Here is a 13,925-nt window from a genome sequence, read left to right as displayed (position 1 = left end):
GGCTACTAGCTCCCTCTCCCCTTCAGGGGAGAGGGTTGGGGAGAGGGGGCCGCATTTCGGCAATAACCGCCGCCAGATTCATCAAAACACCTTCCAAATTATGCGTCACATCAACATTCGAATACCGTACAACCCGGTAGCCCTGCGATTCCAGATAACGCGTTCGCAGCGCATCGCGCGGGTCGTCGATATCGTGCGTGTCGCCATCAATCTCTACCACCAGCTTCGGATCGTTGGCGGCAAAATCTGCAATGTATTCGCCGATTACCTTTTCGCGCCTGAACTTGATCCCCATGAACCGTTCTGCCCGTATTTGCAGCCACATCTGCATGGCCGGTTCCGGCATTTTCTGACGATTGGCCTTGGCGAAGGCGGTCAGTCGTTGGTCGCGCATCTGCCCCTCTCTGCTGCGACTAGGCAGCAAGCTGCCAAGTCTCGCATCTCTCCCCTGAAGGGGAGAGAGCAGTAAAGCCCTCTCCCCTTCAGGGGAGAGGGTTGGAAGAGGGGGACTGCGCGGATAGCAATCGCGAAGTTGGGTTGGTGGTGGGTCAAAGCTCCACCCCTAAATGGTCGGCCACGGAGAAGATATCCTTGTCCCCCCGCCCGCACAGGTTGGCGAGGATGATCTGGTCCTTGTCCATCGTCGGCGCGATCTTCTTGACCGCTGCAATCGCGTGGGCTGGCTCAAGCGCGGGGATGATCCCTTCGGTGCGGCACAGCAGCTGAAAGCCGTCCAGCGCCTCAGCGTCGGTGACCGAAGTATAATCGACCCGACCGACATCGCGCAGCCAGGCGTGCTCAGGGCCGATCCCGGGATAATCGAGCCCGGCGCTGATCGAGTGGCCTTCGGTGATCTGGCCGTCATCGTCTTGCAGCAGATAGGTCTTGTTGCCGTGGAGGATGCCGGGGCGCCCGCCCGCAAGGCTGGCGGCGTGCTCCTTGTCCAGCCCGTGTCCAGCCGCTTCGACGCCCAGCATCTTTACGCTGTCATCATCCAGGAACGGGTGGAACAGGCCGATCGCGTTACTTCCCCCGCCGATTGCGGCAACCAGCAGATCGGGCAGGCGGCCGGTGCGCTTCAGCATCTGTTCGCGCGCTTCACGCCCGATCACGCTTTGAAAATCGCGGACCAGTTCGGGGTAAGGATGCGGGCCTGCCGCAGTGCCGATGATGTAGAACGTGTCATGCACATTGGCGACCCAATCGCGCAGCGCCTCGTTCATCGCATCCTTCAGCGTGGCCGCACCGGCGGTGACGGGCCGCACTTCGGCGCCCAGCAGCTTCATCCGGAACACGTTGGGGGCCTGGCGCGCCACGTCGGTCGCGCCCATGAACACCGTGCAGGGCAAGCCGAACCGCGCGCAGACCGTGGCGGTGGCAACACCGTGCTGGCCTGCGCCGGTCTCGGCAATGATCCGGGTTTTGCCCATGCGGATCGCCAGCAGGATCTGGCCGATGCAATTGTTGATCTTGTGCGCGCCGGTGTGGTTCAGTTCGTCGCGCTTGAACCAGACTTGCGCGCCGCCGAGCTCTTCAGTCAGGCGCGGCGAGAAGTAGAGCGGGCTGGGACGGCCGACATAGTGTTCCAGCAGATCGTCAAACTCTGCCTGAAACGCTGGATCGGCCTTGGCCGCGGTATATTCACGCTCAAGATCAAGAATCAGCGGCATCAGCGTTTCGGCGACATAGCGCCCACCAAACTGGCCAAAATGCCCAAATTCATCGGGCTGGGTGCGGAATGAATTTTTTTGGTTTGCAGTGCTCATGACAAGGCTGCGCTTGGCAGAGCGCGCCCGTGAAGTCCAGTGTCTGCAAGGGATTGGGTGCTTAACCGGCCTGTAAGAAAGTTTGCTGTTTGATGAATATTATGTGGCAAACCAGCAACAGAAACACTTGAACCTGTAATTTACTGTCAGGCGGTTCATTGCGCCGCAAGGATTGCTTCCCCATCTGGTCCTCACGCCCTGTATCTGGGCTTAATGATTGAGGAGTTTTCCAATGCGTAAATTCATCCTGCCGCTTATCGCTTCGCTGGCATTTGCTACCCCGGCCCTGGCCGATACCCGCGCCGAAGTGCGTGGCGGTGCGATCTGGTCGGGCGGCGTTACCGAAGATACCTATGGCGCCGCTGTTGGCTTTGATGGTGATCTGGGTCCGATGACGTTTTACGGCATCGAGCTTTCAGGTGACAAGATCAACGACACCGGCACCAAGGTTGCCTGGGGCCTGACCGGCCGGGTTGGGGTCAAGGCCATGACTGGCACCCGCGTGTTTGCTGCTGCCGGCTACACCACCGAACCGTGCGATCTGTGCGAGGATAGCTACCACGCTGGCGCCGGTGTGGAACAGAGCATCGGCGGCCCGCTGTATGTGAAGGCGGAATATCGCCACCACTTCGTAAGCGGCCTGGTCCCGGATTCGGATGCAGTGGTCGCCGGGGTTGGGTTCCGCTTCTAAGCAGACCTTTCACCAAGCATTAAAGGGGGCGGTCTGGAAACGGGCCGCCCCTTTTTTATGCGCTCAAGCAGCCCGGCACCATCGCTCAATTTTTGGACAGGTAGCTTCAAAGGGCGGTAATTTGGCGGGTTTTTACAACAATTGTTGCCAATATGGCACTGGCGAAATGCGTTTTTCAGGATGGGCTATGCGTTAATCGGGTGGCTAGGATTGGCCATGATAAAAAGGGCCATCGAAGACTTGTGGTCGCGCAAACCCAAGCAGGAGTACTGAGTATGAAAAAATTGATCCTTCCCCTTCTGGCCTCGCTGGCCGTTGCATCACCCGCCTTTGCCGAAGGCGGCGAAGCCCGCGCCGAAGTGCGTGGCGGCGTAGCCTGGTCTGGCGGAAGCTCGCAAGATGTCTGGGGCGCCGCTGCTGGTTATGATTTTGACCTTGGCCAAAGTGCGTTCGCTGGCTTTGAAGTTTCCGGCGACAAGATCGGCGTCAGCGGCACCAAGGTCGGTTTTGGCCTGACCGGCCGTTTGGGTGCCAAGGTTGGCGCCAATGCGGGGACCCGCGTTTACGGCACCGGCGGTTACACCACCGAATACTGCACCGGCTGCGGCGGCACGTGGACTGCTGGCGGCGGGCTTGAACAAACCGTTTCGGGCAAGGTTTATGTCAAGGTGGAATATCGCCACGCTTTTGATAACAACTTCAGCTCCAGCCTTGATGCCGTCGTTGGCGGTGTAGGCGTGCGCTTCTAAGCGCAGCGAAGCTCGAAATGCGAAGGGCGGCCCCGATAACGGGCCGCCCTTTTGCTATGCGGCGCGCGCGGCGGCGCAGAACGCGGCGATCAACGCCGGATCCTTGATCCCCGGCGCGCTTTCAATTCCCGATGCCGCATCGACCAGCGGCGCGCCGGTTTGGATTACGGCGCCAGCAACGTTTGTGGGTGTAAGGCCGCCAGCCAGGCCCCACGGCAAGGCACCGCGGTACCGGCCCAGCAATGCCCAATCGAACACCAGCCCCATTCCGCCGGGCAGTGTGCCCTTGGGCGTCTTGGCATCGAACAGGATGAAATCTGCGGCCCCGGCGTAGCCATCTGCGCGGTCAATATCTGCCGCGCTGGCCACGCTTAGCACTTTCCATACCGGCAGGCCGAAGCTGCTGCGCAATTCTGCTGCCCGGGCCGGCGGTTCATGCCCGTGAAGCTGGATCCCATCGAGCCGCGCCGCGTCGATCGCAGCGCTGATCGCGGCATCATCAGCATCGACAAACACGCCAATCCGCTGGCTGCGTCCAGCTGCCTGCGCGCCCAGCCCTGCGGCCAGATCAAGCGAGAGGAAGCGGGGTGAGGGGGGGTAGAAATTGAACCCAACAAAGTCTGCCCGCGCATCAAGCGCCGCTGCCAGCGCGGCAGTATCGTTCAGGCCGCAAAGCTTGATTTTGGGCGCAGGCATATCCTGCGCCCTAACGCGGCACGGCTCAGGGTGCCAGTTCGAACTGCACCGTAACCGACATCTGGGTTTCAACCTGCCCGGCCGAGATCGGCGTGGGTGCAGCGTCTGCGGCCATTTCCATCTTGGCCATGGCGTAAACCGGCTGAGGGGGGGCATAGCCGCCGCCTTCGCTGATCGAGATGATCCGCACCACCCGCAGGCCGGCGGCTTTGGCATAAAGATCGGCGCGGGCCCGGGCTGATTTCATCGCATTGACGCGGGCTTCATCGTTGGCGGTGCTGGGATCGGACAGCTGAAAGCTGGGCCCGGAAATCTGATTGGCCCCCGATGCCACCAGTGCATCCAGCACTTTGCCAAAGCCCTTGATGTCATGGCTGCGGATCGTCAGTGAATTGTTGGCCTGATAGCCAATGATCCGCGGTTCGTGGATCATCTGCCCATTGGGCCCCATTACCGGCTGGCCATAAACCGGGTTCAGGTTGATGCTGCTGGTCTGGATATCCTTGTCCGCAATTCCGGCTTTCTTAAGCGCCGCAATCACCCGGTTCATCGCCGCGGCATTGGCGCTCATCGCTTCGCTGGCGGTCTTGCCTTCGGTGGTTACCCCGGCGTTGAAAATCGCCAGATCGGGGGTGCGGGTGGTGCGGCCTTCGGCATTCAGCACTAGCAGGGTTGATCCAGCAGCGATTGTGGAGTGATTTTCATGCGCCATGGCGGCTCCGGGAAGCGAAAGGGCGAGAGCGAGGGGGGCAAGGGCGAGCGTGAGCAGTTTCATCAATTGGCTCCATGTTTTCTTGCAGCAAGTTTGGACCGGGCCGCCTTGCCCGAAGCTGAACCTATAGCGTCGCTTCTATCGCGCGGGCCGCTGCGACCGGATCTTCGGCGCGGGCGATTGGCCGGCCGATCACCAGCACGCTGGCCCCGGCATCGCGCGCGATGCGCGGGGTTACGATCCTTTTCTGATCGCCCGTTCCTGCTCCGCCGCGGTTTTGATCGCCATGCGCGCCATCAGCCAGGCGCAGGCCGGGCACCACCAGGAAACCGTCTTTCCACTGCGAATGGACCGCCGCAACTTCATGGCCCGAACACACTATCCCATCGAGCCCCGATGAATGCGCCAGATCAGCCAAGCGCATCACTTGATCGTAAGACGTGCCGGCAACCCCGGTGGAAGCCATATCGCCATCATCCAGGCTGGTCAGCACCGTAACACCAACCACCCGGCAATGCTCCCCAGCCGCAGCCTTGGCATCTTCCATCATCGCCCGCCCGCCGCCGGCATGGACTGTTACAATCGCAGGTTGCAGCACGTGGATCGCCTGCATCGCGCCGGCCACGGTATTGGGAATATCGTGCAGCTTCAGATCGAGGAACAGCGGCAGCCCGATCTTCGCAATCTCATGTACCCCGTGGTGGCCGTGGGCGCAGAAGAATTCCAGCCCCAGCTTAATGCCGCCAATGTGATCCTTGACCTTTCGGGCCACGGCATCGGCGGTTTCAATCCGGGGGAAATCGAGTGCGAGATAGACGGGATTGGTCATAGCGGGCTTGCCGGGCTTTCCTGGGTTGCAGCATCAAGCTGGCTGCTGGTGGCAATCGGGGCGGGCGGATCAAAGCTGTTCGCCTTGAGCGAATTTTCCAGATTGCCGATCCGCCGCTTGAACCGCCAGGCCGCGCCCTTAAGCAGCAGCCACATCGGCAGCATTCCAGCCAGGAAAAAGAACAGCGCAACGAACCCAACTGGCCAATCAAATCCGGCGTAACCATCGCCGGCTGGCCAGAAATTGACCCGCACAACCGGACTCCAGTTGATCGCAACAAATGCAGTCAGCGCGATCGCAATCAGCAGCAGTGCCAAAGTACGGATCATTTGCATGGCGAACCCTTCCTTTTGATCAAGGTTTTGTAGTGGGGATGCTAGGCATCTTGGCCGGACTTGGGAAGGGGCCAGTCAAGAAAGCATCGAGATCTGCGGCAGACCTGTCTGCGGCTTCTTCCATCGGCACGTGGCCGATGCCGGGATAGATGATCTTGACCGATCCAGCGATCCGCGCGGCAAACCAGTCCGCCCCCGAAACCGGGATCAATTTATCCTCCGCGCCCCACAGGATCAATGTTGGCGTCTTGATTTCACCCAAACGCCCAACATTCATGGCTCGCGATGCGTAGACCGCAAAACGCAGGCCCGTGGCGCTACGATTGCCGGGGTAGCGGTTGAGCTCCCAATAGCGGTCGATCATTTCGGGGGTGACGATTGCCTGATTCGACACCGTCTGATGGATCGACTTTTCGAACAACGAACGCGGCGTGATCACCAGCGCCAGCTTGCTCAAACCGGGCGTGCGCGCGATCTGGAAGCCAATCGGAAGCTTCTTGTTCGGATCATCGGGCGGGCCGCCTGCATCGACAAGAACCAGATGGGTCAGCTTGCCCGGATGGACCAAGGCATATTCCCAAGCGACGTACCCGCCCATGGAATTGCCGGCGAGCGCGAACTTGCTGACCCCCATTTTGACCATCAATGCGTCAAGGGTTCCAACAAAGGCAGCGGCCTCATACTGATCCGCCGGGTTGGGCCCAGTCAGCCCGTGGCCGATCTGATCGAGGCTGATGATCCGGTATTTGGCCTTCAGCCGTTCCACCCATGGCTCCCAGGCGTGGAGTGACGAATTGGAGCCGTGCAGCAAAACCAGCACCGGCCCATCGCGCTTGCCCTCATCGCGGACATGCATGGTAAGCCCGCCGCCCACATCGATGAATTGCGATGCGGCGCTGGCATATTTGGTCTTCATCGCGTCCGGATCGGTATCCGGGGCATAACCCCAGACGAACAGGGCGATCACGGCCATCAGCAGCAAGGAAAGCGTGTACTTCAATATGCGCTTCATGGTCGTTTCTCCATGCTGATATAGACCCCGATGGCCTACACGATCCACCTCCCCATTTGTGGCAGTCGCCAAAAATGGAGAGGATACTGGATCGCCTACTCCCCAAACACCCGCGCGAAAATCGTGTCGATCGCCTTGAAATGATAGTCGAGGTTGAACTTTTCCTCGAGCTCATTCGCACTCATCACTGCGCTAACTTCACTATCGGCCTTGAGCAGCTCCAGCAGGCTCAATTCTCCGTCGCTTTCCCACACTTTCATCGCGTTGCGCTGAACCAGGCGGTAGGCGGCGTCGCGTTCCAGTCCGGCCTGGGTCAGCGCCAAAAGCACCCGCTGCGAATGGACCAGGCCGCCCATCTTATCGAGGTTCTTCTTCATCCGCTCAGGGTAGACCAGCAGTTTGTCGATCACCCCGGTCAGCCGGCCCAGCGCGAAATCGAGCGTGATTGTGGCATCGGGGCCGATGTAGCGTTCAACTGATGAGTGCGAGATGTCGCGTTCGTGCCACAGCGCAACGTTTTCCAGCGCAGGCGTAACGGCCGATCGGACCATCCGGGCAAGGCCGGTCAGGTTCTCTGTCAAGATCGGGTTGCGTTTGTGCGGCATTGCGCTGGAACCCTTTTGGCCGGGCGCGAAATATTCCTCTGCCTCCAGCACTTCGGTGCGCTGCAAATGGCGCACTTCGATTGCCAGGCGTTCGATGCTGCTGGCGATCACACCCAGCGTGGCAAAAAACATTGCGTGGCGATCGCGCGGGATAACCTGGGTTGAAACGGGCTCAACCGCCAGGCCCAGCTTTGCGGCAACGTATTCCTCAACTTGCGGATCAATATTGGCGAATGTGCCAACTGCACCGCTGATCGCGCAGGTTGCCACTTCGGCGCGGGCGGCGATCAGGCGGGCCTTGCAGCGGGTGAACTCTGCATAGGCTTCGGCCAGTTTTTTGCCGAATGTGGTCGGCTCGGCATGGATCCCGTGGCTGCGGCCGATAGTGGGGGTGTATTTGTGTTCCAGCGCGCGGCGTTTGATCGCGGCCAGCAGTGCATCCAGATCGGCCAGCAGCAGATCGGACGCCTGCGCCAGCTGGACCGAAAGCGTGGTATCCAGCACATCAGAGCTGGTCATCCCCTGGTGCATGAACCGCGCCTCTGGGCCAACCTGCTGGGCGACCCAATCGAGGAACGCGATCACATCGTGCTTGGTCACTGCCTCGATTGCGTCAATCGCGGCAACATCGATTGCCGGATTGGTCGCCCACCAATCCCACAGCGCCTTGGCCCCGCTGGGTGGAACCACGCCCAGATCGCCCAGCTTCTGGGTTGCGTGCGCCTCTATCTCAAACCAGATCCGATAGCGCGCCTCCGGTTCCCAGATCGCGGTCATGGCGGGGCGGGCGTAACGGGGGACCATGTGTGAAACTCCTTGGGGCGAATGCTGGGGGATGTGCTGGCGGCGCTAAGCGGCACGGCGCTGTAAGGCAAGGGCACCGCTGGTATTTCGGGCGATCAATTGCCTAACCCAGCCAGGATTCCGTCACGCCCTGATCATCGATCAGCCAGCCTTGCGGGGATTTGCGCAGCCGAACGGTATAGCCGCCGCCGCACATCGGGCAAAGATCGTTGAAGGTGATGATTGCTTCGATCTTGTGCGCATCCTGGTTTACCGTCTCCATGAATTCCGGGCGTTCGAACACCAGGGTGTGGCGGCAAACTTTGCTGACGCGCTGTTTGCCAAAGGCTTCGAGCGCGGATGCCGGCAGGTGGTTGGTTGATGGGCGGGCAACCCGGCGATAGCGGCTGCTATCGGGCGGAGGCAGGTAAATCCAGCCTTCGGGATCGGAAGAGCCCGACCAGGTGACCGAGCTGCGCAGCGCCAGATCGGGATCGATGCAATAGTCCGGCCCCAGCTTTGATTGCGCTGCCTGGGCGGCCGTGGCCAGAACGGTGGTGACGTCGGCCTGGGTTATCATGGGCGGATCGCCAATTTTCTGGCGCGCACAGGATGCCAGCAGCGTTGCCAGCCCGATCAGCAAAAAGGGCTTTAGATGCGGGAGCAATTTCATCGATTTGTGCGGGATTTTCGTGATCTTGAATGGCAATGTTCTGCGCGCCTTAAACTGCCACCGGCGGATCGTTGTAGCTGCCTTGCATAGTGATCGCGGCATCGGGTGCGGCCAGGATCGCTTTAAGCGTTTCAACCGGATAGGCCAATTGCGGCTTGGTTTCATCAAACGCCGGCTGGGCCACCTGGGCATCGGCCAGGCACGGCGCAGGGTTCAGCATGGCCTGGGCTTCATCGCCCGAAATACCGCATTCGGCCAGCATTGACGGATCGACCCAGCGGGCCGGATCAACCGCGCTTACCGCATAGCTTACCTCCAGCGTCAGCCCTTCGGGACCGGCGAAGTAGATCGATTTGCAGAAACCATGCCCGATCGGGCCGATGGCCGGCACACCATGGCTGCGGATGCGGTTTTGCATTGCGATCAAGCCCGCTTCGTCTGGCACACGAAAGGCGATATGCTGGGTTACCCCGGCGGCGCATTTGCCAGCGCCGGTGCCAGCGTGGGTGATCCCGATGGTGCTGGGGATTTCAGCAATACCAGCCATTTCGACTACGGAGAAAAAGCTGTTATCCGCCATTTTCAGGAAGGCATGCTTGCCGCCGGGCACCCCGTGCATATCGAACAGGCCGACCAGCGGAAACCCCATCACCTGCGTGAAAAATGTTAGCTGCTGCTTCATGTCGGCAGACATGATCGCGATGTGGTGGATGCCATCAGGCTGCTGGACGGTCATTGCGCACTCCTTTTGCGGGGCAGGCTAGCATGGGGTCAGGCCCAAACCAACCTCTCGACAACGGCTCAATTCCCCGCCACCACAGTTCCAGTGCAGTCGCTTGTCCTTCACCGCCGTTCGTTTCTTGCCGCCGGGGCCGCCGCTATGCTGGCTCCTTCAAGGCTGCGCGCCCAGGAGTCGTTGATGTTCCAGTCCAACCGCCCGCCACCAGCCAAGCGCCGCTTTGTTTCCAAGGCGGTTGAGGCAGAGATTACCCGGGTTAGCGCGCTGATCAAAGACCGCGAGCTTGCCTGGATGTTCGGCAATTGCTTTCCCAGCACGCTAGATACCACGGTGTTCATGGGCGAGCAGGACGGCAAGCCCGATGCGTTCGTGATCACCGGCGATATCGATGCACTGTGGCTGCGCGACAGTTCGGCCCAAATGCGGCCCTATCTGCATCTGGTGCGCGGGGACGCCGATCTGCGCGCGCTCTATCGCGGTCTGATCCGCCGCCATGCAGCCTGTGTGCTGCTTGATCCCTACGCCAATGCCTTTACCCGCGATCCGGCTTCGCGCGATGGGCTGCACTGGTCACGCAGCGACAAGACCGAGATGAAGCCCGGTGTGGCCGAGCGCAAGTGGGAGGTGGATTCGCTGTGCTATGTGCTGCGCCTGGCCCACGATTACTGGCAAGCCAGCGGCGATACGCAGCCATTTGATGCCGCCTGGGCCAGCGCTGCCCGGCTGATCGTGGCGACGTTCAAGCAGCAGCAACGCATCACCGGCCCCGGCCCATACCGCTTTCAGCGCCACAGCACCCAGCCCACCGAAACGACCCTGGCCGGGATCGGGGTGCCAACCCGCAAAACCGGACTGATTCATTCCGCGTTCCGGCCCAGCGATGATGCCTGCACCTTTCCCTGCAATATCCCTGGCAACCTGTTTGCCGTGGCGACGCTGCGCGAACTGGCGCAGATCGCGCAAGCGGTGTTGAATGATGCAGCGTTGGCGGATGAAGCAAGCGCGCTGGCCGCGCAGGTAGAGGCTGCAGTGCTGGCCCACGGGGTGATGCAATTGCCCGATGGGCGACAGGTTTTGGCCTATGAAACCGATGGCTATGGCAATCATCTGTTCATGGACGATGCCAATGTCCCATCGCTGCTTGGCCTGGCTTATTTGCGCTGTCTGCCATCCGATAACCCGCTGTGGCGGGCCACGGCAGAGGCGGTCTGGAGCGAGGCCAACCCCTGGTTTTTCGAAGGCCGCGCTGCCCAGGGAATTGGCGGCCCGCATATCGGCGAAGGGCAGATCTGGCCGATGTCGATCATCGTGCGCGCGCTTTCCAGCGATGATGATGCGGTGATCGCCTGGAGCCTCAAAACGCTGCGCGCAACCCACGCCGGAACCGGGTTCATGCACGAAGCCTTTGATAAGGATGATCCGGCGCGCTTTACCCGCAAGTGGTTTGCCTGGGTAAATGGACTGTTTGGTGAATTGGTGATCAAAGTTGCGCGCGAGCGGCCGCACTTGCTGGCGGCGGACTATGCGGCCTGATTGGTCCAGCTGAATTCCAGCGCAACCTCACTGGTCTGCACCCCCGCCGCATCAAAGCTGCGCTCCGCAATCCGCCCTTGCCCTGCCGCATTTACAGTGACCACGCTGGAACAACGCGTGCCATAGCGCGGGTTTTGAATGAACACCGATGAAAAGGTGTCTTCGGGATCGGCTGTTTCGGGGGTTTGATCGCGCAGCGCGGCAAACAGCAGGTCGGTTCCTGCGCCGGATTCCAGCCAACGCCGCAGCGCAGCTTCCAGCCGCCTGGTCTTGAACCAGCGATCATGGTGCGCGCTGTTTGAAAGGCCGTGGATGCCCGGATCAAGTTTCAGCATTTCCCAGTGCGGGTGATTGGTCACTACTTTGAGCACCGCACCATCGGCCAGCCACAGATTGAACGGGTTCATTTCAGGCTGCGGCGCCGGTTCATTGCCGCGCAGCCAATCGGTTACCAGCGCGCCGCGCGATGCCAGATCCGGTTTGGGATAGCCCGGAGTGCGCAAATTGGTGACCAGGCCAAAGCGGCCATTGCCCACCCCCAGCCAGGTTCCCCCGGCTTCAAGATCGCGCCCGGCCAGGATCCGGCCATCGGCCCATGGGCCAAGCGGCGCGGCGGGGCGGCCATGAAATTCATCACGGTTGCCGATCGCCACCAGCCGCCAGCGCGGATCTGTGGCCCAGGCGATGGCTGCTACGCACATGGCGCTATTCGGTGTGCTTGGATCAGGATGTGATACATCTCAGCCTGCGAATCGGTTGACGGGGCAGAGTGGGGTCTGCTGCCACGGACATCAAGCGATCTGGCTGGTAGAATGCCGGGCAATCTGGCCATTGGGGGAAAAGATGGACGTCGAAGGCTTTATCGCCGCGCTTGAAAAATACCTGCGCGAATTCATCGTATATCTGGTCACCTTCTTCCGCCCTGCGGTGACCGAAGAGGTTTACGACGATCATGAGAACTATAACAAAAGCGTAATCTTCGCGATCTTCTCGACCGCTATCGGCGCCTATATGTGGAGCCGGTATATCCTGCAGGAACCCAACAATACCAAAGACATATTCGGTCTGATGATCGACAGCATGCTGATGTGGGTATCATACGGCATCCTGCTGTTCCTGATCATTCGCCTGTTCGGACGCGAGGTGCCGATCGTTCGCACGGTGATCTCAGTGGTCAAGGTGTTCTCGGTTGCGCATGTGATCGGGATCTACATGGCCTATATCGCGCTGGGTGCGACGGTGCTGTTTTCGACCATTGATTGCGCCAGGGAACATTCTGCTGCAACTTCAATGGCCTGCGCTTTCGGTATGGAGTTGTTGATCCTCTACATCTACATGCCGCGCGAATTGAAGCAGATCCTTGGGACGACTGTGGGCAGGCGCCGACGCTGGCCAATCAATCTTGCGTTTCTGGGCGTTCTTACCCTGGCGCAGCTTAGTGTTTTGACCGTGATGGAAATGAAGTTGCCTGAAAGCTCACTTGGCTGCAATATCGATCTCGGACGCGCGATATCTGGAGAGTCGGGGGAATGACTCTGATGACGAAACCTATGTTCGCAGCAGCGCTTGTCGCAGCACTGGCCTATGCCCCGGCGGCACAAGCCGGGCAATCCAAGGGCGGTTCCAGCAATCTGAAATCCAAATGCACCGTCGCAGCGGTTGTAGTGGGGACCGGTTGGGACATTTTCGGCGGGAGCAGCAGTTGTTCGATGCTCAACGAAAAAGACAAGTCCGATGCGGCAGGCACCAAACCGCAAGTGCAGACCGCACTGCCCGTGAAAAGCAAAAGGTAGGCTCTTAGCCTAAATCAGCCCGCGCGCTTTCAAGCTGACGTGGCCTTCCTTGCCGATAATCACGTGATCCAGGACGATAATCCCCAGCAGCCGCCCGGCTTCGGCGATTCGGCCAGTAATCTGTATATCGGCGCGGCTCGGTTCGGGTGAGCCGGATGGATGGTTGTGGACCAGGATCAGCGCCGCTGCCCCCAGATCGAGCGCTTTCTTGACCACCGTGCGGGGGTGGATCGCGGCCTCATCCAGCGTCCCTTCGCTAACCAGATCATCCTGCACCAGCCGGTTCTTGGTATCGAGGTACAGCACCCGGACACGCTCGTGGCCCAGATGCGCCATATCGATCGTCAGGTAATCCAGCAGCGCCTGCCAGCTGGCCAAGATCGGCTTTTCTTGCACCCCGGCGCGGGCCAGTCGCCGCGCGGCCAGGGCGACGATCTTGAACGCAGCGGCGCTGGTTTCTCCCATCCCGGGGTGCTTGGCCAAGGCCGCGCTTTCGGCATTGAACACCCCGGCCAGTCCGCCAAACCGGGCCAACAGGGTTTTGGCCAACGGTTTTACGTCTTTTCGGGGAATCGCAGTCATCAGCAGATATTCGATCACCTCGTGATCGCCCAGCGCATCGCTGCCGCCCGACAGCAGCCGCGTGCGCAAACGGGCGCGGTGGCCGGTGCCATGGTGCGGTTCGCCCTCCGTATCGGCCATGCGCTGTTGTCTCCTTGCCGCGCAATCTTGCCTTTCTAGCGTCTTGCGCGCAAGGGTGGGGCAATGTCCGAGGACGCGCTTCAAACGATTGATGATGCTCCCGAAGCGCCTGCGCCGCCGCGGCGCAAGCGTTGGCGGGTGCTTGCGGCCTTGGCTGCGGTGCTCGGGTTGGTCCTGTTACTGGGCTGGTGCAACCGCACTTCGATCGCCGATCGCTTCGTCGCCGGGCAGCTGGAAGACCTGGGTCTGCCCGGCACTTACACGGTTGAAAAAGTCAGCACCAACCGGCAAATTCTGACCAATTTGG

At 60.6% G+C, this 13,925-nt stretch carries 18 protein-coding genes; 6 read left to right on the top strand and 12 right to left on the bottom strand.

Annotated features, from left to right (window positions below):
* Nucleotides 1–22: 22 nt before the first annotated feature.
* Together ABL914_RS12645 and trpB are read right to left on the bottom strand one after the other, a co-directional pair.
* A complete protein-coding gene (locus tag ABL914_RS12645) occupies nucleotides 23–424 on the bottom strand; it encodes an endonuclease domain-containing protein (protein ID WP_391563543.1) in 402 nt (133 codons plus the stop codon).
* A gap of 124 nt (nucleotides 425–548) precedes the next feature.
* Nucleotides 549–1,766 carry a tryptophan synthase subunit beta gene (gene trpB, locus ABL914_RS12640; RefSeq protein WP_391563542.1) on the bottom strand — a complete coding sequence of 406 codons (1,218 nt, stop codon included), beginning with the start codon at nucleotides 1,764–1,766 and terminating at the stop codon, nucleotides 549–551.
* Between the two features lie 232 nt (nucleotides 1,767–1,998).
* On the opposite strand from trpB, the gene ABL914_RS12635 reads away from it, so the two are divergent.
* Together ABL914_RS12635 and ABL914_RS12630 are read left to right on the top strand one after the other, a co-directional pair.
* Complete coding sequence (locus ABL914_RS12635; RefSeq protein ID WP_391563541.1) at nucleotides 1,999–2,457, top strand: hypothetical protein; 459 nt, start codon at nucleotides 1,999–2,001, stop codon at nucleotides 2,455–2,457.
* A gap of 275 nt (nucleotides 2,458–2,732) precedes the next feature.
* Complete coding sequence (locus tag ABL914_RS12630) at nucleotides 2,733–3,206, top strand: outer membrane beta-barrel protein (RefSeq protein ID WP_391563540.1); 474 nt, start codon at nucleotides 2,733–2,735, stop codon at nucleotides 3,204–3,206.
* Between the two features lie 54 nt (nucleotides 3,207–3,260).
* Here ABL914_RS12630 and ABL914_RS12625 read toward each other — a convergent pair whose 3' ends face one another.
* From ABL914_RS12625 to ABL914_RS12590, 8 genes are all read right to left on the bottom strand, one after another.
* On the bottom strand, nucleotides 3,261–3,902 hold the full coding sequence (locus tag ABL914_RS12625; protein WP_391563539.1) for a phosphoribosylanthranilate isomerase: 642 nt from the start codon (nucleotides 3,900–3,902) through the stop codon (nucleotides 3,261–3,263).
* A gap of 25 nt (nucleotides 3,903–3,927) precedes the next feature.
* Nucleotides 3,928–4,677 carry an SIMPL domain-containing protein gene (locus tag ABL914_RS12620; protein WP_391563538.1) on the bottom strand — a complete coding sequence of 250 codons (750 nt, stop codon included), beginning with the start codon at nucleotides 4,675–4,677 and terminating at the stop codon, nucleotides 3,928–3,930.
* Between the two features lie 61 nt (nucleotides 4,678–4,738).
* A complete protein-coding gene (gene pyrF / locus ABL914_RS12615) occupies nucleotides 4,739–5,443 on the bottom strand; it encodes an orotidine-5'-phosphate decarboxylase (RefSeq protein WP_391563537.1) in 705 nt (234 codons plus the stop codon).
* The gene (locus tag ABL914_RS12610) at nucleotides 5,440–5,778 is read right to left on the bottom strand and encodes a LapA family protein (protein WP_391563536.1); all 339 of its coding nucleotides are present in this window, start codon (nucleotides 5,776–5,778) and stop codon (nucleotides 5,440–5,442) included. Before ABL914_RS12610 ends, pyrF begins: the two co-directional genes overlap by 4 nt.
* Before the next feature lie 19 nt (nucleotides 5,779–5,797).
* Nucleotides 5,798–6,790, bottom strand: coding sequence for an alpha/beta fold hydrolase (locus tag ABL914_RS12605; RefSeq protein WP_391563535.1), 993 nt, complete (start codon nucleotides 6,788–6,790; stop codon nucleotides 5,798–5,800).
* 95 nt (nucleotides 6,791–6,885) lie between these two features.
* The gene (purB, locus tag ABL914_RS12600; RefSeq protein ID WP_391563534.1) at nucleotides 6,886–8,199 is read right to left on the bottom strand and encodes an adenylosuccinate lyase; all 1,314 of its coding nucleotides are present in this window, start codon (nucleotides 8,197–8,199) and stop codon (nucleotides 6,886–6,888) included.
* 103 nt (nucleotides 8,200–8,302) lie between these two features.
* Nucleotides 8,303–8,851, bottom strand: coding sequence for a hypothetical protein (locus tag ABL914_RS12595; RefSeq protein WP_391563533.1), 549 nt, complete (start codon nucleotides 8,849–8,851; stop codon nucleotides 8,303–8,305).
* Nucleotides 8,852–8,900: 49 nt separating this feature from the next.
* Nucleotides 8,901–9,587, bottom strand: a complete 687-nt coding sequence (locus ABL914_RS12590) for a VOC family protein (RefSeq protein ID WP_391563532.1) — start codon at nucleotides 9,585–9,587, stop codon at nucleotides 8,901–8,903.
* Nucleotides 9,588–9,770: 183 nt separating this feature from the next.
* Between ABL914_RS12590 and ABL914_RS12585 the strand changes: the two genes are divergently transcribed.
* A complete protein-coding gene (locus ABL914_RS12585) occupies nucleotides 9,771–11,123 on the top strand; it encodes a glycoside hydrolase family 125 protein (protein WP_391563531.1) in 1,353 nt (450 codons plus the stop codon).
* Here the strand turns inward: ABL914_RS12585 and ABL914_RS12580 are convergent.
* Nucleotides 11,111–11,824, bottom strand: coding sequence for an NRDE family protein (locus ABL914_RS12580; RefSeq protein WP_391563530.1), 714 nt, complete (start codon nucleotides 11,822–11,824; stop codon nucleotides 11,111–11,113). The genes ABL914_RS12585 and ABL914_RS12580 overlap by 13 nt on opposite strands.
* A gap of 55 nt (nucleotides 11,825–11,879) precedes the next feature.
* On the opposite strand from ABL914_RS12580, the gene ABL914_RS12575 reads away from it, so the two are divergent.
* Complete coding sequence (locus ABL914_RS12575) at nucleotides 11,880–12,656, top strand: hypothetical protein (RefSeq protein WP_391563529.1); 777 nt, start codon at nucleotides 11,880–11,882, stop codon at nucleotides 12,654–12,656.
* Nucleotides 12,657–12,661: 5 nt separating this feature from the next.
* On the top strand, nucleotides 12,662–12,916 hold the full coding sequence (locus ABL914_RS12570) for a hypothetical protein (protein ID WP_391563528.1): 255 nt from the start codon (nucleotides 12,662–12,664) through the stop codon (nucleotides 12,914–12,916).
* Nucleotides 12,917–12,925: 9 nt separating this feature from the next.
* Here ABL914_RS12570 and radC read toward each other — a convergent pair whose 3' ends face one another.
* A complete protein-coding gene (gene radC, locus ABL914_RS12565; protein WP_391563527.1) occupies nucleotides 12,926–13,618 on the bottom strand; it encodes a DNA repair protein RadC in 693 nt (230 codons plus the stop codon).
* 63 nt (nucleotides 13,619–13,681) lie between these two features.
* Between radC and ABL914_RS12560 the strand changes: the two genes are divergently transcribed.
* On the top strand, nucleotides 13,682–13,925 hold a 244-nt coding region (locus ABL914_RS12560; RefSeq protein WP_391563526.1), incomplete at its 3' end, for a hypothetical protein.

It is taken from the genome of Novosphingobium sp., from assembly GCF_040079535.1.
Classification (GTDB): Bacteria; Pseudomonadota; Alphaproteobacteria; order Sphingomonadales; family Sphingomonadaceae; genus Novosphingobium.
This window is presented reverse-complemented; position numbering and strand designations above follow the sequence as displayed.